At 41.4% G+C, this 20,902-nt stretch carries 20 protein-coding genes, 3 tRNA genes and 1 rRNA gene; 17 read left to right on the top strand and 7 right to left on the bottom strand.

Going from position 1 to position 20,902, the window contains the following annotated elements:
- Positions 1–78 precede the first annotated feature (78 nt).
- The 3 genes from QI30_RS08670 to QI30_RS08660 all read right to left on the bottom strand — a co-directional run bounded on the left by QI30_RS08670 (position 79) and on the right by QI30_RS08660 (position 2,737).
- On the bottom strand, positions 79–1,113 hold the full coding sequence (locus QI30_RS08670) for a PTS transporter subunit IIC (RefSeq protein ID WP_126990535.1): 1,035 nt from the start codon (positions 1,111–1,113) through the stop codon (positions 79–81).
- Between the two features lie 177 nt (positions 1,114–1,290).
- Positions 1,291–2,193 carry an EamA family transporter gene (locus QI30_RS08665; protein WP_126990534.1) on the bottom strand — a complete coding sequence of 301 codons (903 nt, stop codon included), beginning with the start codon at positions 2,191–2,193 and terminating at the stop codon, positions 1,291–1,293.
- A 58-nt stretch (positions 2,194–2,251) separates the two neighbouring features.
- Complete coding sequence (locus QI30_RS08660) at positions 2,252–2,737, bottom strand: nucleoside 2-deoxyribosyltransferase (protein WP_126990533.1); 486 nt, start codon at positions 2,735–2,737, stop codon at positions 2,252–2,254.
- Between the two features lie 273 nt (positions 2,738–3,010).
- Between QI30_RS08660 and QI30_RS08655 the strand changes: the two genes are divergently transcribed.
- The 4 genes from QI30_RS08655 to QI30_RS08640 all read left to right on the top strand — a co-directional run bounded on the left by QI30_RS08655 (position 3,011) and on the right by QI30_RS08640 (position 7,753).
- The gene (locus tag QI30_RS08655) at positions 3,011–3,211 is read left to right on the top strand and encodes a DUF6501 family protein (RefSeq protein ID WP_020189804.1); all 201 of its coding nucleotides are present in this window, start codon (positions 3,011–3,013) and stop codon (positions 3,209–3,211) included.
- 74 nt (positions 3,212–3,285) lie between these two features.
- Positions 3,286–4,146 (top strand): AAA family ATPase, encoded by an 861-nt coding sequence (locus tag QI30_RS08650; RefSeq protein ID WP_126990532.1) that lies wholly within the window; start codon positions 3,286–3,288, stop codon positions 4,144–4,146.
- A gap of 10 nt (positions 4,147–4,156) precedes the next feature.
- The gene (locus QI30_RS08645; protein ID WP_126990531.1) at positions 4,157–6,049 is read left to right on the top strand and encodes a vWA domain-containing protein; all 1,893 of its coding nucleotides are present in this window, start codon (positions 4,157–4,159) and stop codon (positions 6,047–6,049) included.
- A gap of 234 nt (positions 6,050–6,283) precedes the next feature.
- Positions 6,284–7,753 carry a TcaA NTF2-like domain-containing protein gene (locus QI30_RS08640; RefSeq protein ID WP_126990530.1) on the top strand — a complete coding sequence of 490 codons (1,470 nt, stop codon included), beginning with the start codon at positions 6,284–6,286 and terminating at the stop codon, positions 7,751–7,753.
- A 711-nt stretch (positions 7,754–8,464) separates the two neighbouring features.
- On the opposite strand, the gene QI30_RS08635 is transcribed toward QI30_RS08640, so the two are convergent.
- From QI30_RS08635 to QI30_RS08625, 3 genes are all read right to left on the bottom strand, one after another.
- On the bottom strand, positions 8,465–9,640 hold the full coding sequence (locus QI30_RS08635; RefSeq protein WP_020189808.1) for a toxic anion resistance protein: 1,176 nt from the start codon (positions 9,638–9,640) through the stop codon (positions 8,465–8,467).
- 14 nt (positions 9,641–9,654) lie between these two features.
- On the bottom strand, positions 9,655–10,506 hold the full coding sequence (locus tag QI30_RS08630; RefSeq protein WP_020189809.1) for a 5-bromo-4-chloroindolyl phosphate hydrolysis family protein: 852 nt from the start codon (positions 10,504–10,506) through the stop codon (positions 9,655–9,657).
- Positions 10,507–10,607: 101 nt separating this feature from the next.
- The gene (locus tag QI30_RS08625; RefSeq protein WP_126990529.1) at positions 10,608–12,335 is read right to left on the bottom strand and encodes a methyl-accepting chemotaxis protein; all 1,728 of its coding nucleotides are present in this window, start codon (positions 12,333–12,335) and stop codon (positions 10,608–10,610) included.
- Positions 12,336–12,437: 102 nt separating this feature from the next.
- On the opposite strand from QI30_RS08625, the gene QI30_RS08620 reads away from it, so the two are divergent.
- The 8 genes from QI30_RS08620 to QI30_RS08585 all read left to right on the top strand — a co-directional run bounded on the left by QI30_RS08620 (position 12,438) and on the right by QI30_RS08585 (position 17,852).
- Positions 12,438–12,713 (top strand): DUF1033 family protein, encoded by a 276-nt coding sequence (locus QI30_RS08620; RefSeq protein ID WP_020189812.1) that lies wholly within the window; start codon positions 12,438–12,440, stop codon positions 12,711–12,713.
- A gap of 228 nt (positions 12,714–12,941) precedes the next feature.
- Positions 12,942–13,142, top strand: coding sequence for a cold-shock protein (locus QI30_RS08615; protein ID WP_126990528.1), 201 nt, complete (start codon positions 12,942–12,944; stop codon positions 13,140–13,142).
- 141 nt (positions 13,143–13,283) lie between these two features.
- A complete protein-coding gene (locus QI30_RS08610) occupies positions 13,284–13,484 on the top strand; it encodes a cold-shock protein (protein ID WP_020189813.1) in 201 nt (66 codons plus the stop codon).
- A 105-nt stretch (positions 13,485–13,589) separates the two neighbouring features.
- Entirely contained in the window at positions 13,590–13,949 is a 360-nt protein-coding gene (locus tag QI30_RS08605; protein WP_126990527.1) for a potassium channel family protein, read from the top strand.
- Positions 13,950–14,238: 289 nt separating this feature from the next.
- Positions 14,239–15,468, top strand: coding sequence for an acyl-CoA dehydrogenase (locus tag QI30_RS08600; protein ID WP_126990526.1), 1,230 nt, complete (start codon positions 14,239–14,241; stop codon positions 15,466–15,468).
- A complete protein-coding gene (locus QI30_RS08595; protein WP_126990525.1) occupies positions 15,469–16,236 on the top strand; it encodes a glucose 1-dehydrogenase in 768 nt (255 codons plus the stop codon).
- A gap of 12 nt (positions 16,237–16,248) precedes the next feature.
- Positions 16,249–16,815: a TetR/AcrR family transcriptional regulator gene (locus QI30_RS08590; protein WP_126990524.1), complete on the top strand. Its 567-nt coding sequence runs from the start codon at positions 16,249–16,251 to the stop codon at positions 16,813–16,815.
- A complete protein-coding gene (locus QI30_RS08585) occupies positions 16,812–17,852 on the top strand; it encodes a phosphotransferase family protein (protein ID WP_126990523.1) in 1,041 nt (346 codons plus the stop codon). The genes QI30_RS08590 and QI30_RS08585 overlap by 4 nt, the downstream gene beginning before the upstream one ends.
- A 58-nt stretch (positions 17,853–17,910) precedes the next feature.
- On the opposite strand, the gene QI30_RS08580 is transcribed toward QI30_RS08585, so the two are convergent.
- Positions 17,911–18,750, bottom strand: a complete 840-nt coding sequence (locus tag QI30_RS08580; RefSeq protein ID WP_126990522.1) for an aldo/keto reductase — start codon at positions 18,748–18,750, stop codon at positions 17,911–17,913.
- A 113-nt stretch (positions 18,751–18,863) separates the two neighbouring features.
- On the opposite strand from QI30_RS08580, the gene QI30_RS08575 reads away from it, so the two are divergent.
- The 5 genes from QI30_RS08575 to QI30_RS08555 form a co-directional block, all read left to right on the top strand.
- Positions 18,864–19,385: a dihydrofolate reductase family protein gene (locus tag QI30_RS08575; protein WP_126990521.1), complete on the top strand. Its 522-nt coding sequence runs from the start codon at positions 18,864–18,866 to the stop codon at positions 19,383–19,385.
- 263 nt (positions 19,386–19,648) lie between these two features.
- A tRNA-Gly gene (locus QI30_RS08570) sits at positions 19,649–19,723 on the top strand.
- A gap of 5 nt (positions 19,724–19,728) precedes the next feature.
- Positions 19,729–19,817: transfer RNA gene (locus QI30_RS08565), tRNA-Leu, on the top strand.
- 27 nt (positions 19,818–19,844) lie between these two features.
- A tRNA-Arg gene (locus QI30_RS08560) sits at positions 19,845–19,921 on the top strand.
- A 239-nt stretch (positions 19,922–20,160) separates the two neighbouring features.
- Positions 20,161–20,902, top strand: a 23S ribosomal RNA gene (locus tag QI30_RS08555); the annotation flags it as partial.

Here is a 20,902-nt window from a genome sequence, read left to right as displayed (position 1 = left end):
CTGTTGTGCGGTTCCGGGTTTTTGTTGCGAACGTTCAAAAAGGAACGTGATGTGTTTTGTCAAAGCCTCGTCTTTTCATTATTCAATATCAATTTTATAATCTGCTGGCTGAATTAGCTTCACTTTGAGCATAAATACTTTGATTAATACGAAGTTTAAGACGAAGGGTACGACGAAGAATGTCACAAGCATCACAAGCGTGTTTTTCATCGACCAACCGCCATCGACAAGATTCATATGATTTAGTGGCCCAACAAGTCCAGATAAGCCGAAGCCTGCCGACATCGGTGTTCCTTGAATGTTTAACACACCTGCCATCGCACCAAGAACGGCTGCAGTAATGAGCATCGGCGTCACCATTTTGGGCTTCATAAAGAAGTTACGCATCTGAATTTTAGGTGAGCCGAGCACATGTGCGAGCGCTGTACCGACGGAATTTGCTTTTAGGCTTGCAAGGAATAAACCTGTACCTGCTGCTACAATCCCTAAGTTCGCAGCACCAGAGGCAATGCCTGTTAGTGATACGACCGTTGCCACACCAACTGTTGAAAGTGGTGATAAAATAAGGAGGCAGAAAATGACTGCGAGTAGGGCACCCATAAGAACGGGTTGTAGGCCCGTTACATATGCAATCCCCTCACCGATATAGCCGGTACCTGATTTGACATAAGGAAGTAACATATAGCCGACCATCCCTGGAATTAAAACCGTTAATGTCGGCATTAATAAAATCGTGTAGCCTTTTAATTTTGTGCCGATTGTTTGGACGAATAGTACCGCCAGTGCTGCAGTAATCCCGGTGTTTAATACAACACCAATGCCTGAAATAACCATGCCACCTTCTGTGAATGTAATGACACCACTCCCAAGCACCGCCGCTAAGCCGATACTTGCTGTTTGAATCGGTGTTAATTTGAAACTCATCCCGATTGTAATCCCGATTAATACTGGGAGCATACTCATCACGAGCACCGTGGCATTTAGTACATGGGATAGTGCCGGGAATGTTGGAATTAATAATTTCAAAATCTCACCGATAAGGGCATTTGGAATCAGTGCAACGACAATCCCGATACTCATCCCGGTTAATAGTTTATTGAAGAAATCTTTCATAAAATAAATCCTCCTTGTAAGCCGTTAAATAAAGTAGACTTAGTTTATCGCGTTGAAGTGTAAAAGTAAACGATTAATTCTGAACAATTCAATATTTCTGAAAATAAACGACAATTTAATGCTTTTTCGAGCAAATTAGGCAAAATAAAAACAGACACAAAGTGCCTGCTTTTTAAATTACACGTCCAAGTAGCCTAAAATCATAATCCCGATAAAGATAAGGAAAATGACACCGTACTGGGCTTTGGATAGTTTTTCTTTTAAGAAAATACGTCCTAAAATCATTGAGAACACGAAGAACGAAGAAATGATTGGCGCTGCTAACACAGCTGCTGACGCCATCGCATACGTGTAGAAGAATTGACCTGCTGTTTCGAGTACAGCGGCGATCCCACCATTTTTTTGCTCGCGGATTTTGAAATCGACGCCTTTTGCTTTTAAGTAAATAAAGTACACAACGGCTACTGCAAACCATGTATACTCATACGCAATAATGGCTGGTCCTTCTTTAATTAGTGCGAGTTCATCTAACACAACACCATCTGCGAATGAACCGACCCCATCAAGTAATGCGTATAGTAACGGGAAGATTAGTGCGATAAAGCCGTAACGATATTTTGTATCGACTTGAATGCCTTTACGACGTAATTCGATATCATCGTATTTCTTCTCGATAAAGGCTAACCATAAAATACCTGCTAAAATAAAGACGAAGCCGGTAATATGAACCCATGTAATATCTTTCGGGAAGAAAAATAAGAGTAGTAATACAGTAATAGCACCTGATGAGTTTTGGAGTGGTGCAACAATTGATAGCTCTAAATAACGTAAGCCTACATAGCCAAAAATCATCGACGCGATATACAGCGCAGATACTGGTAAATACGTAATGAAGTCCTGTGCCTGTACATGAACATCTGCTGTAATCCAATAAATCGTTGCGTGAAGCCCCATTACTAAGCCGACCATAATGGCGATTTTAGCATGACTATGACGATCCGTTTCTACAGACGCCTTTTTATAAAAGAGGTTAGCCGCACCCCATAAAATCCATGTTAATATTGCAAATAAAAACCACATAATAAAATTATTCTCCTTTTAATTGTTTGATTCATTTTTTATGGAAAAAGGAATCAAACTAAGGCGAATCTTTTTTGCTTAATGCCGCCACGAGCTCTTCAACAGAAGAAGCAATCATGCCATGTTGCTTAATTAAGCCCACAACGAATAGATTGCGGTAAATAAATTGGTTTTCCGTTGCATCTTGTTTTAATGCATCGATTTTTTTCACATTATCGCGTCCTTGTTGACGTGAATCGGTTAGTAACGCAAAAATAGGGCGTTTTAATGTAGCGAATGCGCCGATTTCTGCCGCCACACCACTATCAATTTCAACGCCATCAATAACGGCGATTAAAAAGTCGCTTGCCATTAAGGCATCCATATCTGCCGAGGCGATTTGTGCGCTATCTGCATACGCAGATTTATCGTTAATCGCGCCATTTTCCTGTGGCACATATAAATCAACGCCAGGAAGCGCCTGACGCACTTCTTTTGCGATAATTTCGTTCACAAGGCGGTCGCCAAGGCTAAATAATCCATTGGCTAAATAACCTGTTTTCATCAATAAAAGACCTCCATTCTGCTTAAATATAAGGATGCTTCACCCCACAGCACTTAGCGGCGAGAATTCCACTCTGAATAAGCGATAAAAGCAATGACAAATAGGAATGCGCAGACAAAAAACCACGTTGGCACACCTGACATAAAACTTAAAATCATCGAATCCCTCCTAATCCATTAATCATAGCACAGCCTTTTTCATCGGGGAACTACACAATATGCGCAAAATCGGGTAAAATAAGAAGGAATTTAATAGAAAGAGGTTGTGACTGAAATGACAATCCATTTAAACTGGAAAAACGCACCAACAATCAAGAAAGTAACATGCACAAATACTGATGCTAAAAAATTCTTAGTATCTAATGTTTTAACTGTCGGTAAAGAGTACGAAGTGAAAAACGAAACAGAAGAATTTATCTTCATCGTAGACAATTCTGGCCACGTTGGCGGTTTCTACAAATCTTATTTCGCGTAATCATTAGACGACTAGGCGACTGTTTGCTACCATTAAGCAAACAGTCGCTTTTTTATTTTAGGAGGGAATTTTTCATGGAATTAATCGAACACGTACACGCAGCACGTTTAAAACGCCAATATGAGCCAGCGGACACGAAGCTCATCGCTACAGGGGGCTACCGTTCACCGGATGCGCATTTACTAGAGGATGTGCTCGTGAGCATTGCGCTGAAAAAGCCGGTGCTACTAAAGGGACCATCTGGCTCGGGGAAAACGAAGATGGCGGAAACGATTTCTGCATACTTTAATCAGCCGATGCATAGCATTAACTGCTCAGTCGACCTTGATGCGGAGAGTATGCTAGGTTTTAAAACCGTTGTACAGCAGCAGGGACAAACGATGATTGATTTTGTGGAAGGACCTGTTGTTAAGGCGATGAAAGCGGGGCATATTTTATACATTGATGAAATCAATATGGCGAAGGCCGAGACATTGCCGATTTTACATAGTGTGCTCGATCACCGACGAATGCTGACAAATCCATTTACCGGAGAAGTCATTTATGCACATGAGGATTTTAACGTCATTGCGGCCATCAATGAAGGCTATATTGGTACGACACCGATGAATGAGGCGCTGAAAAACCGCTTCGTATCGTACAGTGTGCCGTATATTTCAGGGGAGCAGCTAAGCGAATTATGGGATGAGCGATTCCCAGAGCTTCTGCCAACGATCAAAACGATGATGCTCTCGCTTGCAGAGGATTTAAAAAATCAAGTACAGCAAGGCATTTTGAGCGAGGAGGCGGCATCGATTCGGAGCTTACTAGATGCGACGGAGCTTGCACAATTTATCGCGCCGCTGCGTGCTGTACGCTATGCGATTGCTGAAAAATTAGCCGACCAAAGTGAACGTGAGCTAGTCATTGAGCTTGCAAAAACGTGGATAAAGTGAGGCGATAACGATGGCAGAAATGGGCCGGTTTATTCAATTTAATAATGAACAGCTAAATGCACGTCAAATGCTGCAATATGAAATGCTCGCACGCGCATTAGCAGGTAATAAGGAACTCGCGATTAATGAACGCCAGCTTATTGAAATGAATCCACAGCAGCAGAAATTATCACTTTCCGTCTTTTGGCGCCACCGCGAGGAAGCCGTTATGCATTTAGGACGCCTATCAGATATTTATTTAATGGCAGCGGGTTTTTGGCGTTCATTTGATGTGCGTGCCTATCTAGATTATGTCGATGACACAAAGAATGAGCGCTTACCGCGTCTACGCCGGCAGCTCGTATTATTAATAGAAGAATTTCGTTTAGTCGAATATGTATCCAAACAGCGTCCTGGCACAGCGGAGGCCTTTAATGTGCGCCGCCGTACGTATAGCGCGACACATCGTCAGCAAATGAATGTACACCGTCAAAAGCAACTGTATGCAGAATACGCCATCAATTATTTGTATGTAGCAGCAAATGAAGGCACTTTAACACTACCAACGGATGGCTTTGAGGAAATTCGCTGGCAAATGCAGGGCATTTATGACGTTACGTCCACAAATGATAGCATCGCGCTCGCATGGCGCTTAATGAATTTAATTGAGCGGCGTGTACAGAAGGATTTGAAACAAAACTTTTATGCATTATTTGATACTGTGCCTGATGCAGTGACCTTTATCGAATCAAAAGGTGCAACCTGCTTAGCTACAGGTGATAAGGACACCGCGAAGGAAACGATTGAGGAAGTATTTCGCGCCTGGCATCGTGAAACGAAGGAACAAGAAGGGGCGCATTTACGCTTAGAGCTTGGTCGTGGTAATGAGGGCCGTAGCCTATCAACGGATGCCGAAGAAGGCGATGCGCAAAATGACGTTAGTGAAGTCGGAACGGGCGGCGATACAGATCATGAAGCGGAGCCTAAAAAAGACGATATCCCGGAAACGAAGAAATTACAGCGTGGTACGAAAAAGCATGCGGGTGAAGCATTTGGCGATGATAACCGCCATGTTACGTATGAGGAGACGCGCCTTGAAAAAACGGAGGATGCACAGCAACTAAGTGAGCTGCTACGCTTCCGTACTGAGCAAGAACCGTTAGTGAAGGCAATGACGCTCGAGTTTCAAAAGCAAATGGCACAAAAGCAAGTCGCCAAGCGTACACATTTATCGTATGGTCGCTTAAATAGCCGTGAGTTGCTACAGTTTGTGACGGATGAGCGTCCTAAGCCTTTTTATAAAAAGGATGCACCCGCCAAGCCATTAGATGCGGTATTTGGCTTATTGATTGATGGCTCTGCATCGATGCTTGATAAATTAGACGAGACGAAGCAGGCCGTATTGTTATTCCATGATGTGCTGCGTAAGCTTGCAATCGCGCATGATATGGTGTGCTTTTACGAAGATGCCTACGAGGCAACATCAACCGAGCAACCGAATACGTTTGAGTGGCTGCACCGACTTGAGGACGGGGTGCAAGATGACGGCGCACGCATTATGGCATTAGAGGCACATGAGGACAATCGCGATGGCTTTGCGATTCGCTGGATGGCGAAGCGCCTATTGCAGCGCGACGAAAAACATCGCTTCTTGCTCATTTTCTCAGACGGGGAGCCCTCTGCATTCCGCTATGCTATTAATGGGGTGCTCGATACAGCTGAAGCCGTAATGGAAGCGGAGAAAAACGGCATTTCAGTCGTGCATTTATTTTTAAATACGGAACAACCAACGGACGAACAGCGCCATCTGTTCGCGACTATTTACGGTAATAAATCCGTCGCCGCAGAGGATGTTGCGCAGTTTAGCGATATTACACTGCGCCTACTTCGCAAGCTCATTCGTTATGTGATTCAAAGTACGTAAATGACTAGAATTGGCTCAAATTTGATTGGAATCTACTAGAAAAGTCGAAAATATACAAAAATGACGTATAATTAATGGGAAATGTTGTATATTTATAAAACCTTTTCATCTATAATAAAAAAGAAATGGTTTTAAAACGTAATAGTATGCTCGTTTAGATAGTAAACAACCGAGCATGTTATACATAGGAAGACAAACGTCAATTATTTAAAATAAACGTAAAAGGTGGATACAATGAAACAAGTAAAAATTTGTGGCAATCCGGATTGTCGTGCGGAAAACAAAGTAACAAATAATTTTTGTTCAACCTGTGGCAAACCGTTGCCTAAAGAAGAAATTCCTAAAAATCCAACACATGTAGAGGGCGCAGCATCATCAATCACGCTAACAAAGACGTCAGCAGAAGCACCTAAAACAGCGTCACGTTTAGAGAAAAAAACGGTGACACCAATCAAGAAGAAATCATCGAAAAAGCCCTTATTTATTGTAGGTAGTATTATCGCGTTATGCGTCATCGCTTTTGCCATTTTATTCTTTACAGTCGGGAATAAATCAAGCGTACTCAAACAGCTTGATAAGGCATCAGAAACAGGTAAAGCAAGCGACTTTTTATCGGTAGTATCAATGGATGATTATTCAGCTATTGAAAAGAAAGCATTTGGTAAGATGATTGAAGAGGAAAATAGCGCACAGCTAGCAACTGAGACTATCAATGCTTTTGAGAAAATGGAGCAAGACAATGCCACAACAAGTGATTTGGCCTTTAATTCAGGGCAAAATAAACTAACGTTACTTAAAACGAAAAAATGGGGCTTGTTTACAAATTATGCGATCGAGCCAACTTCTGCAACTGTCACAGTACCGACAGAGCAAGAAAACCTAAAAATCAAATTTGATGGGAAGGAAGATGAGCTCGGTAGAAGTGCAGATACATGGGAGCAAAAATTATTACCAGGTGAATATGATTATACAATTATTTGGGATTCGCCGTACGGTCAAGTTGAAAAAGTGTTTACAGGTGCAGTGTATAATGACTATACGAATGAATGGCCGACCGAAATGGAGTTATTCTCACCTGTCTCTATTCCGAGCACCTATGAGGACAAGGATTTAACGTTTTATGTGAACGGCGACAAAGCAGATGTATTAATCGAAGATAATCAACTAGTAGTGCCCCGTAATAGCGCCTTTGATTTACAAGCGAAATTTGAAGAAGACGGAAAAGAATATACGTCGAAAACGATTAAGGTTAATTCGACGACATCAACAGAGCTTATTTTTGAAGACTATGGTAAAAAAGAGCAAGCTGCTACGCCTCAGCAACCTGAAGAAGATACTACAGCAGACAACAATACAGCAGATGTTAAAGCCGAAATGAACACGTTACTAGATGCTTATTTTGTCTATTATGTGAATGGTGATGCCAATAGCTTAAGTGAAGTTATCGCACCAGGAACAGAATTTTTAAGCAGTCAAACGAATTACGTTAGAGGGCTACAAGAAAAAGGGACGCAAGTTGATTTACGAAATTATCAAATTGCATCAATTAATAAGTTAAGCAGCACGGAATTTATTGCGACGGTAAATGAAGATTATGTCGTACAAAAAGCCGGAGAAGCCGCAAAAAATATTCACCAAGTATCTGAGTATACGGTGAAAAATATCAATGGTCGTTATTACATGACAAAATTAACGATTCGTTAATTTAGAAGCCGTTCCTAATATGGGAGCGGCTTTTTTAATATCGTGAAATGAAATCGCGAATTACCTCAGAAAGCGTCTTTTAGATACGACATATTTTTGAATATGTGACAGCTCTAAGTGAATAGACCTGCAACTGTAGTAACGATATGCCTTTTTATTATAAAAAAATAAATACATACAAAAAATACTGACGATATGTAGTAAGTTTTGTCCTGATTTCTTTAAAAAAGAGGCTATTTATGGTGCTCTACGGGATGTTTTTTGACCGCTTTGCGCACTTTACGGGACATTTTTGATCGAGAATGGGAAGATTTTTCAAGCCGACCTATGCCAAGCCTTTTTTAGTATACATTGTCATTTATTTTAAGATGATGAGCGTTATCTAACGCCAAAATTCCTTTTATTGTACCGCTAGAGGATGAAAAATGCCTGATTTCTTTAAAAAACGGGCAGAGTAGCTGCTTATGCTATTGTACATTTTTGCGATATGGCGCGAAATAATGGTTTTTATTGACAGCTTTTGCATGATGCTTACAAAAATGAAAAAAATGTATAGGACGATGGTTTTATTTTGACACTTATTTCAAAATAAGTCGTATCCAAAAGATGCTTTCTGAGCTAATGAGTAATTTCTGAACAACTATTTTGTGTAGATGATGCGCAAATTAGCAATAAAAAAAGAAGCGAGTAATTCACTCGCTTCTTAACGAATTAACGATATTGCTGTTCGTTTTTTGTGTACTGTAGTTGTAGCAAACGTTGTTTTAAATCCTGTTCCATTTGACTAAGCTCAATTTCAGCGGCGCGACGTTTTTCACGACCCTCTGCTTGGATTTGTAATGTTTCTTCAATCGTTTGCACAAGATTGTCCTGTGTTTTCTTTAATGTTTCGATTTCGACAATGCCGCGTTCGTTTTCGCGTGCGGTTTCAATCGTATTCATACGCAGCATTTCAGAGTTGCGTAATAATAAATCATTTGTCGTTTGCGTCACTTGTTTTTGTGCCTCTACCGCTTTACGTTGATTATTTAACGTAAGGGCAATTGCAATTTGATTACGCCATAATGGAATCGATGTCATAATCGATGATTGGATTTTCTCAGCAAGCGCTTGGTTCGTTGATTGGATCATACGAATTTGAGGAGCCGATTGCAAGGTGATTTGACGTGATAACTGCAAGTCGTAAATTCGTTTTTCTAACCGGTCCACAAACTGGTTTAAATCATTTACTTCTTGCACCTTCATTTGGTCATTCGATGCTGCTGCTTCAGCATGTGCTGCCGGGATAATTTCGTTGACGATTTCATCGCGCTTAATTTCTGCCGCTGCAATATAGACATTTAAAGCCTCAAAATAGGTTTTATTTTGGTCATACAATTGGTCAAGCATGCGCACGTCATCTACTAAACCACGTTTTGAATGTTCTAGCTGTACGCCAATGCGATCAATTTGTGTGCTTAGTTTTTGATATTTTGTCATCATTTCGTTTACTGATTTTTGTACTTTATGGAATAATTTTTTCAGGCCCTTTGGTTTTTCTTCGCGTAAATCTTCAGGGTCTAATTGATTTAATTTATTCATTAAATCTGTTAAAATCGAACCGACTTCACCAACGTCTTTTGCTTGGACATGGTCGAGCATTTTATTAGAGAAAGATGATAGAGCAGCTTGTGCATTTGCTCCGTATGATAAAATGGCCTCCGTTTGTCCGATAGGAATTTGCTTCGCTAGTTCGTGTGCTTTTTGCTGTTCTTCAGGTGTTAAGCGGTCCATTTCGCGTACGGGCTTTGCGGGCTGTACAGCTTCGACCGGTTGCTGCTGTGGTAATTGATCCATCGTAAAGGGGTCTTTTAATAAGTCATCCAGCGATTTATCATTTTGTGTCATAAAATCATCTCTCCCTAATTATTAAAGTGGCGACGTTCCATACGTGTTCGCGGCTGCTCCTGTACACGCTTTAACGGTACAAGCTCTGGCTCGCGGAACGGGATATCTTGTTGCTTATCTAATTCCTCTTTTTTCTCAAGTGAAACAGGTTCTTTGGCAGGTTTTTGTAGTGCTGCTTCGAATTCGTCCATTTCATCGAGTTGTTGCGGCTTTTTTGTTGGCATAACAGGCTCTGAATCGGCACGTTCGTGGAAGCGTTTTGCAGTAATACTCGCAAAATCAAGCTCCATTTTCAGCGACTGAATATCGTCTGCTAATACTTCGCGTAAATCCTCGTCTAACATGCGATTATATTCATCTAGAGCATGCTGCGTTTGACGTAGCGCGATTTGCACATCATGGTCTTTGATTTTTTCACGTGATAACGTGACGTATTTTTCAGCAAGCTCTCCAACAGAAGGTAAGTGTGCGTAGAAAAATGTTTCCGCTTGATAAAATTTCAGCGGATTTTTTTTGACGATATTGACAATACGCTTAGCGGTTTTGTTCATATCATACAATTGGCGGAAGCCTTTAATCGAACGGACTTTTGTAAATAAGCTAGCGAGCATAGCTGTTGTATCGGTTGCTTCTTGTAGTTGTTCATCGATTAATTTATATTCTGATTTTGTTAAATTGAATTGTTTGCGAATAGCACGTTTTTGAAAGAATTTTGTTGCTAGGGCTGTAACGCCAAAACCAACAATCCCAGCAAAAACACTAATGAAAAATGGTAGACCGAAGCCCATCCATGTAATGCCCGTAACAATTGGCCCGATTACGAAGGCGAGTGCGTAACGCAAAAAGTGGTGGCCTATATTGAGCATGTGAATCCTCCTCTTTCGTTGAAATACATTGTAATAACATATACGAATAGGATATAAGAAAGTTTCATTTTTTCAAAAAAAAAAGATTGGCGCACCTTTTATTACATCGTAAATCGCTTGGCTTCAATACCCGCAATTAACGTATTAATATGCGTCAGTACGTGGCTAGACGCCTGTTCTAATGCTTGTAAATGTTGCTCAGCACGCGAAATATGATGATTATTAAATTCGATAACCGCCTGGCGAGCGGATTCATGAACTTGTGCATGATAGGCATCAAGTGCGATATAGCTTGCTTCATCGCCGAAGCGCGCGATGGTTTTAGGGTCTCGGTACCATTTGCCAAGTCGACAATCCGCATGCGAAGATACCTCATCTGGATGAATAGTTTCAAGCCCGATAAACAGATTGTATACACGCCATTTCCATAAAATATGGTCTGCTTTTGATAATTGTAAAAGGGCATAGCTTGATAATGGAATGTTGTTGTCGGAAACAATATGTAGACGGAATGCATTGATGTCTTGATTCAGTTTGTAAACCCCTTTTGACGTCAGTTGACCAAGATGGCGAATGTCTTGTTGCAATTGATTGATTTCCATCATACGCTGTGACATGTCATCGACAGCCATCGACTGCTCTGCACAAATAGCGGCTGTCGTCCGCACATCCTCATTGATTGTTTCAATCGTATTAACAATATCGGTGAGTAGGGGCAGGGAACCTTTTGCCTCTGCAGTAGCGTTTGTAATAATGCAGGTCGTTTCAGCAATGGAATCGGCAACAGAGGTCGCATAGCGTTTAAGATGATCGACATTATCCGAAACACCAGTTAAGGCATTGACTGTATTTTCCGCGAGCTTACGAACTTCTTGTGCGACGACGGCAAAACCTTTGCCGTGTTCTCCGGCTCTTGCCGCTTCAATTGAGGCATTGAGTGCGAGTAAGTTGGTCTGGTCGGCAATATCATGTACAAGCGTTACGACATTTTCGATTTTATCAACACGCTGTTGCAACTGTTCGAATGACTGCACGATGGCGGTAAAGGTTTTTTCGGTATCGAAAATTTTCGTTAAGGCATCGCCAATAGTATCTTTTGAATGCTGTGCTTTTTGGCGTGAGCTTTCGGTTTTCTCGGCAATCGTTGAAGTCGTGAAGGCAACTTCTGTAATCGATGCACTGACCTGCTCTGTGCTAGCAGTTGAGGACTGTATTTCCGCTGCCTGTCGGTCTAAATGAAGCGCTAAATCTTTCATATAAACAATTTGTGAGGCGGTATCCATTAAATGCCCAACTTCGGTGATGGAATGTTCGAGCATGCGCTCTGTAATCGACTCAAATAGCATTTCCTGGTCGATGTTCATGGCAGCCTGAAACGAGCGCATCAAGTCGAATGCTTTGGCAGGTTTAAAGCCAAAGTTATACAATATATGTGTAGTAATATAAAAAGTAAATTGATTAAAGACCACAATTGTTCGTCCAGGCTCGTATTTATAGTGACGGAATTGATAAAAGAACTGTAAGACATTTTCTACATATAATTCATCGCGTGGTTGTAAGAAAAAATTTGTTAAATAGTGATGAATGGCCTCATCCGAAATGATATCCTTGTCATTTGGTGCGATTTCTGTTAAATATAAACGGAAGATTTCGTCCATGGATGGCTTTGTGTCACGTAATTGAGCGTATAAAACCTGTAAGTTTTCCTCATCATGGTGTGAAAAATGGTTGAAGGCGAGTGTTTGTTGAAAACGTTCAAGTGTTTGAATATCGGTGCCACGTTCAAGTAGCTGGTGTAATTCAAGTTTTGGTCGCAGTGCAGAAAACATAAAATTCCTCCAATAAATAATTTATAGATTTATTTTACCATAAAACACCCCTTTTATTGGTACTATAGTATTGTTTTTTGAAGAATGAAAGGAACGAGAAATATGTATAAAGTGATTTATATGAAAGCAGATTACGAGCCATGGTGGCAATTTGATGGCTGGGAAGAGCATATTGTCCGCGAGCGAGAATTTGCTAATAAATTTGAGGCGGAGCGCTTTTTAAAGCAGGCACTTGCAACGATGAGTGAACAATACCCGCATCAAGAGCATCGTAAGGAACGTTTTTGGGCATTTTGGACAGAAGAAGAAATTGCCTTTTGCGAATCATGTGATGATGACATCCAAACATATCATGGCATTATTTGGCAAAAATCATAACAATAATTTTTGATATTTTTAGGAAAATTTTGAATTTTATTTGACAACGTCTATCAGCGTGATATACTTATTTCAACAAATGAAATTCTGATTGACCGCGAACTTCCATTCACATATTACAAAAAGTGATCGGCTTGTCTTCAACGGTACTTTATGTAATATGTGAATTTTTGTTTTGCGTAGATTTCATTTTTTGTTTGTTCATTTTATTTTTGGAGGTTTTTTCACATGAAACAAGGTACAGTTAAATGGTTTAACGCAGAAAAAGGTTTTGGCTTCATCGAAGTAGAAGGCGAAAACGACGTATTCGTACACTTCTCAGCAATCCAAGGCGAAGGATTCAAATCTTTAGACGAAGGTCAAAAAGTAGAATTTGAAGTAACTGATGGCGCTCGTGGCCCACAAGCTGAAAACGTTGTAAAACTTTAGTTCTTAACTATTTTAAGGGAGGAAGCTTCCGCTTTACTCCCTTATTTATTTATTATAAAGGGCAGCATCTATGCTACCTTTTATAATATGTAAATCAAGATTTGCGTATTAATTTTTTTATATTTTTGGAGGTTTTTTCACATGAAACAAGGTACAGTTAAATGGTTTAACGCAGAAAAAGGTTTTGGCTTCATCGAAGTAGAAGGCGAAAACGACGTATTCGTACACTTCTCAGCAATCCAAGGCGAAGGATTCAAATCTTTAGACGAAGGTCAAAAAGTAGAATTTGAAGTAACTGACGGCGCTCGTGGCCCACAAGCTGAAAACGTTGTAAAATTCTAATTTTATGTATAAGAGATGAAGCAATGGCTTCATCTCTTTTTTTGTAGAGAAAAATAGAGAATTAAGGTAAACTAATGATTGAAAGGAAAGGAGGCCGAGTGTGCTATGGTATCATTTCTATTGACCTCGCTTCGCTTATTTAAAGCGATTTTACATATGATGCGCCGCAAGTTATTTTGGTCTGTACTGACGACCTTAGGGTTTATTTTGCTATCGGGTACATTATTTTATCATCAAGTAGAGAACTGGCGTTTTCTCGATTCATTTTACTTTGCTTTTACGACATTAATGCCAACAGGTCTTAATACGGGACTCTCGCCATCTACAGGTTTTTCCAAAGTGTTTACGATGATTTATTTGGTAGTCGGAACAGGAGCGATGTTATCGATGCTTTTATTAATAGGCTCTGCTGTATTAACATTTGAAAAAAAAGAAATGAAGCAGGAGTCTAAAAAAAGTGATTGATCGCTCCGTAAAATGGGAACAGTTTAAGTAAGAGGTGATAACTATGCTTGAAACATTAAAATCAGATCCACGCCTACAAGCAATTGTTGTAACAGGTGTTGTATTAATCGGCATTGCGTGGCTATCCGATAAGATGGATATTGATTTAACGTAAGGGGTTGCGAAAGCAATTCCTTTTTTAATTGCGAAAAAACGTGTCTGAAATAGAAAATGATTGAATTTTCTAATTAATGGAAGTATACTCATTGTAAACATACCTACCGGTTAGTATGTAAAAGGAGGGCTTTTAATGGAGTTTATGTATTCAGAGAAAGTACAAGCATTACAGGCACGTGTAACACAGTTTATGGAGGAGTTTATTTATCCGAATGAAACACTGTATGAGGAACAGCTTGCCGCACAAAAAGACCGTTTTGGTGCAATTCCACCAATTAAATTAGAATTGATGCAACGTGCAAAAGAAGCTGGATTATGGAATTTATTTTTGCCGGATAGTACATACGGAGCCGGGTTAACAAATTTAGAATATGCACCACTTTGTGAAATTATGGGACGTTCTGCTTTAGCGCCTGAAGTGTTTAACTGCAATGCGCCAGATACCGGTAATATGGAGCTGCTTGAGCGTTATGGCACCGAGCAACAAAAAAAGCAGTGGCTTGAGCCGTTATTAGAAGGCACAATTCGTTCTTGTTTTTCAATGACAGAGCCAGATGTTGCGTCAAGTGATGCGACAAACGTCGAGGCGTCCATCGTACGAGATGGCGATGAATACGTTATAAATGGGCGCAAATGGTGGAGCTCTGGTGCTGGGGACCCGCGCTGTACGATTTCGATTGTTATGGGCAAAACCAACCCGGATGCACCGCGTCATGAGCAGCAGTCGATGATTTTAGTGCCGATGGATACACCAGGATTGAAAATAGAGCGTATGCTACCAGTATTTGGCTATGATGATGCACCGCATGGGCATGCGGAAATCACGTATACAAATGTACGTGTGCCCGTTAGCAATGTCATTTGGGAAGAAGGCAAGGGCTTTGCGATTGCGCAGGGACGACTTGGACCTGGGCGAATTCATCATTGTATGCGTCTTATTGGGGCAGCAGAACGAGCGCTTGAGGAAATGTGTAAGCGTGTTGAGGCGCGTGTGGCGTTTGGCAAGCCGCTAGCAGCACAGGGAATTGTGCAAACGTGGATTGCGGAATCACGTATGGAGATTGAGCAGGCACGTCTTTTAACATTAAAAGCGGCGTATATGATGGATACGGTCGGCAATAAAGCGGCTAAACAAGAAATAGCGATGATTAAGGCAGTAGCGCCACAAATGGCCTTGAATGTGATTGACCGAGCAATTCAAGCATTTGGTGCGAAAGGCGTTAGTGACGATACACCGCTTGCCTTTTTATGGGTGCAGGCACGTACACTGCGCTTTGCAGATGGTCCGGATGAAGTGCATAAGGCGCAAATTGCAAAATTAGAGCTACGAAAATATGCGACACAGAAAGCGAGTGTGAACTAAATGGAGATGTTTCGTTTAGATGGGCAAACAGCGATGATTACAGGTGGCGGCCGCGGACTTGGCGCACAAATTGCACAGGGCTATGCGGAAGCGGGCATTCAAAATCTTGTCTTATGCTCACGTAAGCAGGAGGCATGCGAGGAAATGGCGGCACAGTTGCGTAGCACATATGATGTCAATGTATTAGCACTTGCCTGCGACGTGACGGATGCTACGAGCGTGCGCGAGGCAGTCGAGCAAACAATTGAAGCGTTTGGTCAGCTCGATATTTTAGTGAATAATAGCGGTGTCTCATGGGGAGCCTCTTTTTTAGAGATGCCACTTGAAGCCTGGAATAAGGTTGTTGACACGAATATGACGGGAAGCTTTTTAATGAGCCAGGCAGCAGCAACGGTTATGCAAAAGCAAGCGCAAGGTGTCATTTTAAATATTGCATCGATTGCAGGTTTTGGCGGCACACCACCTTTTATGGAAACAGTCGGCTACAATGCGAGCAAGGCGGGCATTATTGCGATGACAAAGGATTTAGCAGTGAAGCTTGGGCGCTACAATATTCGTGTCAATGCACTTGCACCAGGGTTTTTCCCTACAAAAATGTCGACGGCGCTTATTGAGCACGGGCAATCGTATATTGAAGGGCATACACCACTTGGCCGTTTAGGCGGTGCGGAAGATTTAAAAGGTGCGGCTATTTTCTTAGCATCACCTGCAGCGAGCTATATTACCGGCGCAATATTGCCAGTTGATGGCGGTATGAGCACGTATTAGGGAGGGGTTTAGATGAAGGAACAACTTGTGGCAGAAAGTGTGCGCTTATTTGAACAACGTGGTTTTACGAATACATCCTTGCAAGACATCGTCGAAGCACTCGGTGTGACAAAGGGAACCTTCTATTATTACTTTCCAACAAAAGAAGCGCTTTTAATGACAATTCATGAAAGCTATATTGATTCGCTACTCGATAGGCAGCAGCGGGTTTTAGCGCAGACAAAAGATGTGCGTACACAATTACGCCATATTGTGCAGCTATTAATAGAAGATATTCAAACACATGGGCAACAAGGTCGCGTCTTTTTTCGCGAAATTCGGCATCTTGATGAGACGAACGGGGCACGTATTCGTGATAAGCGACGTCAGTTTCGCATCGTACTCGAGCAAGTCATTGCCAATGGTGTAGAGAATCACACATTTCGTTACACATTGCGCCCGGATATGACGGCGTTTGCGATTTTAGGTATGACCAATTATAGCTATCAATGGTATCAGCCAGATGGCGAGATGGCACCGCAAGATTTAGCTGATTATTATGTCACATTATTGTTAGATGGAATGGAGGAAAGGCCATGAAAGATACGATTGATGTACGCACAGGAGAAGAGCTCGACATAGTAAAATTAGAAGCATTTATTCAACAGCATAAGCCAGCGCTTGGGCGGTTACGAACATATGAACAATTCGGCGCCGGTGCATCGAATTTAACGTATGCACTCACATTTGAAGGGGGAGAGTATGTACTACGTCGTCCACCACTTGGCCCTGTTGCACCAAAAGCACATGATATGGCGCGTGAATATACGATTTTATCGATGCTACAGCCACATTTGAAACAAGTGCCGACACCGCTTCTTTATTGTGAGGATACAGCTGTCCTCGGTGCACCATTCTTTTTAATGGAAAGAAAGCGTGGCATCGTGCTCGATACAAAAATGGATGGCACGTATGACGAACTACTTGGTCAGCGCATTTCAGAATTAATGCTTGATTTGCTCGTATCACTGCATGCCATTGATTATAAGGAAACAGCGCTTTATGAGATGACGAAGGCAGAAGGGTTTTTAGAGCGCCAAGTGCATGGCTGGATTGCGCGCTATGATAAGGCAAAAACCGATGATATTAAAGCAGTGGAGGAATTAACGCTTTGGCTTAAAAATCATATACCCGATTCATCGGATGCGACGATTATTCATTATGACTTTAAATTGAATAATGTCATGTTCAATGACGATTTCTCAGACATTATAGGGTTGTTTGATTGGGAAATGACGACAGTTGGGGACCCGCTTGCGGACTTAGGTGTTATGATGAGCTACTGGGTTACCGAGCAGGATGAGGATACGCTAAAATATATGCTCGGCAAACCACCCGTTACCGTACTCCCAGGATTTTATACGCGCGAAGAAATGATTGCGCGCTATGCTGAAAAAAGTGGACGCGATGTATCGGCGATGCCTTACTATATAACCTTTGCCTATTTTAAATTAGCGGTCATTGGGCAACAAATTTACGCGCGCTATCGTCATGGGCAGACGCAAGATGCACGCTTTGAACAGTTTGGACAACTCGTGAAAAATCTTATGCAGCATGCCTTAGCACAGACGAAATAACAAGAAAAGAAGGAACCGCTTTGGTGCGGTTCCTTCTTTGTGTTGTGAGTGTTCGAGATTAACGTCCGAAATCAAAGCCTTCTGGATCTGGACCATAGTGGCCATCTTCATTTAATGCTTCAATTAATAAAATATCTTCGCCATCTAAATCAAAATCAAAAATAGCGATATTTTCTGCAATACGACTAGATGTCATTGATTTTGGAATGGTTACGATATCCGTTTGTGTTTGCCAGCGTAAAATAATTTGCGCAGTGGTCTTACCGTATTTTGATGCGATTGTTTTTAAAGTAGCGTGCTCTAAAATTTCAGCATTCATTAGTGGTGACCACGCTTCAATTTGGATACCTTTTTCAATACAAAAGGCATGGACTTGTTTTTGCGTTTGCAGTGGGTTTAATTCGATTTGATTCACCGCAGGCACAATCGTTGTCTCTTTTAGTAATTTTTCTAAATGATGTACATGGAAGTTGCTGACACCAATCGATTTTACGCGTTTATCTGCATAAATCTTTTCAAGTGCCTCCCACTGTGGAATAAAATCGTTTTTCGTTCCTGGCCAGTGTAATAAGTATAAATCTAAATAATCTAGTTCCATACGCGCGAGTGCATCATCATATGCTTGTAGTGTTTCTTCGTATGAAATGCCGTCATTCCATGCTTTTGATGTGATGAATAATTCTTCACGTGTGACAAGTCCTTCAGCGATGGCTTCGCGAATCCCTTGACCTACTGAAGCTTCATTTTCATAAATCGCTGCTGTATCGATTAAACGATAGCCTTCTTTAATTGCTGTTTTAACGGCGGCAGCTAAATCAGCGCCTTCTGGTACGCGGAATGTACCATATCCTACGCGCGGAATAAGTAATCCATTATTTAATTCAATTGTTTTTGACACACATACTCGCTCCCTTATAAAAAGATAAATTTGTACACTGAATCTATCATAACGTATTGTTTTTATTTTTGGAAAGAAAAGGTATCTGTTACACTGAGGAAAGGGGGGATTTAATGAAACGCGTAAAATTATACATTGCGATGAGCTTAGATGGCTATATTTCAACACCAGACGGCTCAATCGATTTTTTAAATAAGGTAGAAGGCGAAGGCGATAATGGCTATCTCGCCTTTTACTCAACCATCGGAACTGTTGTGATGGGGAGTCTTACATATGATTGGATTTTACGACATGCGCGCGTTTTCCCGTATGCGCAGCGTCGTTGCTATGTGATGACCTCGAAAGAGCGCATGAACAATGCCAATGTGACATTTACACAGCAATCACCAGCAGAACTTGTTACACAAATACAGCAGGATAGTGAGCGTGATATTTGGCTAGCAGGTGGGGCGAAGTTAGTAGAGAGCTTTTTACAAGCCGATTTAGTTGATGAAATGATTCTTACGATTGCTCCCGTTGTACTAGGTGAAGGCATCCCACTATTTTCAGAACGTGTGCCGATGAGTGACTGGAAATTGATTCAAACACAAAACTATAATCAATTTGTAGAACTTACGTATAAGAAAGAAGAGTAATTTTTATGCAAGAAAACCATAGAAATCTCAGTGTATTGTTACGATGCAGTGGGATTTTTTTTGTTTTTAAAGAAGAATGAATGAACGAAATAGCGAACTATTGTTTTAACTAGAAATCGCGCGATGACGGGCTTTGTAAGCTAAAAACAAATCAATTTTTTTTGCGAAAAGTATTGCAATTTGTTTGTGTACACTATATAATAATTTATGTTCTTAAGAAATAAGACGTAAAACATTTGAATATTTAAATAAGTCAAGCACATGCGGAAGTAGTTCAGTGGTAGAACATCACCTTGCCAAGGTGGGGGTCGCGAGTTCGAACCTCGTCTTCCGCTCCATATGTGCCGGGGTGGCGGAACTGGCAGACGCACAGGACTTAAAATCCTGCGGTAGGTGACTACCGTGCCGGTTCGATTCCGGCCCTCGGCACCATTTATTAGTAAAATAAATATTATATTTGCGCCCATAGCTCAATTGGATAGAGCGTCTGACTACGGATCAGAAGGTTGTGGATTCGACTTCTGCTGGGCGCACCATTGTTCTTTGAAAACTGGATAAAACGACATTGAAAGTAACAAACAAATTTCTTTTTAAAGATTTTTATTATAATTATTAAGTTTTAAATTTTTTAGGCTTAATAACTTATTGTTTGATTTCGCATTAGATGCAAGCTAATCAACGACATGAGGGCGGACAAAACGGAGTGTACTTCAGTACATGAGTATTTGGACAACTGATATGGAGGCAGAGTAGCGTAGCAGATAATGATGAAACAGGTTAAGTTATTAAGGGCGCATGGCGGATGCCTTGGCACTAGAAGCCGATGAAGGACGGCACTAACACCGATATGCTTCGGGGAGCTGTAAGTGAGCTTTGATCCGGAGATTTCCGAATGGGGGAACCCACTGTTTTTAATAGGACAGTATCTACACGTGAATTCATAGCGTGATGATGGCAGACTCAGGGAACTGAAACATCTAAGTACCTGAAGGAAGAGAAAGAAAATTCGATTCCCTTAGTAGCGGCGAGCGAAACGGGAAGAGCCCAAACCAAGAAGCTTGCTTCTTGGGGTTGTAGGACACTCTATACGGAGTTACAAAGGAATGAGTTAAGCGAAGCGGCATGGAAAGGCCCACCAAAGAAGGTAACAGTCCTGTAGTTGAAAGTTCATTCCCTCCAGAGTGGATCCTGAGTACGGCGGAACACGTGAAATTCCGTCGGAATCTGGGAGGACCATCTCCCAAGGCTAAATACTCTCTAGTGACCGATAGTGAACCAGTACCGTGAGGGAAAGGTGAAAAGCACCCCGGAAGGGGAGTGAAAGAGATCCTGAAACCATGTGCCTACAAGTAGTTAGAGCCCGTTAATGGGTGATAGCGTGCCTTTTGTAGAATGAACCGGCGAGTTACGATCCCATGCAAGGTTAAGCTGATAAGGCGGAGCCGTAGCGAAAGCGAGTCTGAATAGGGCGAATGAGTATGTGGTTGTAGACCCGAAACCAGGTGATCTACCCATGT

Source organism: Candidatus Kurthia intestinigallinarum, from assembly GCF_003991225.1.
Classification (GTDB): domain Bacteria; phylum Bacillota; class Bacilli; order Bacillales_A; family Planococcaceae; genus Kurthia; species Kurthia populi.
Note: the sequence above shows the minus strand (reverse complement) of the source record. Positions and strands in the feature narration are given on the sequence as shown.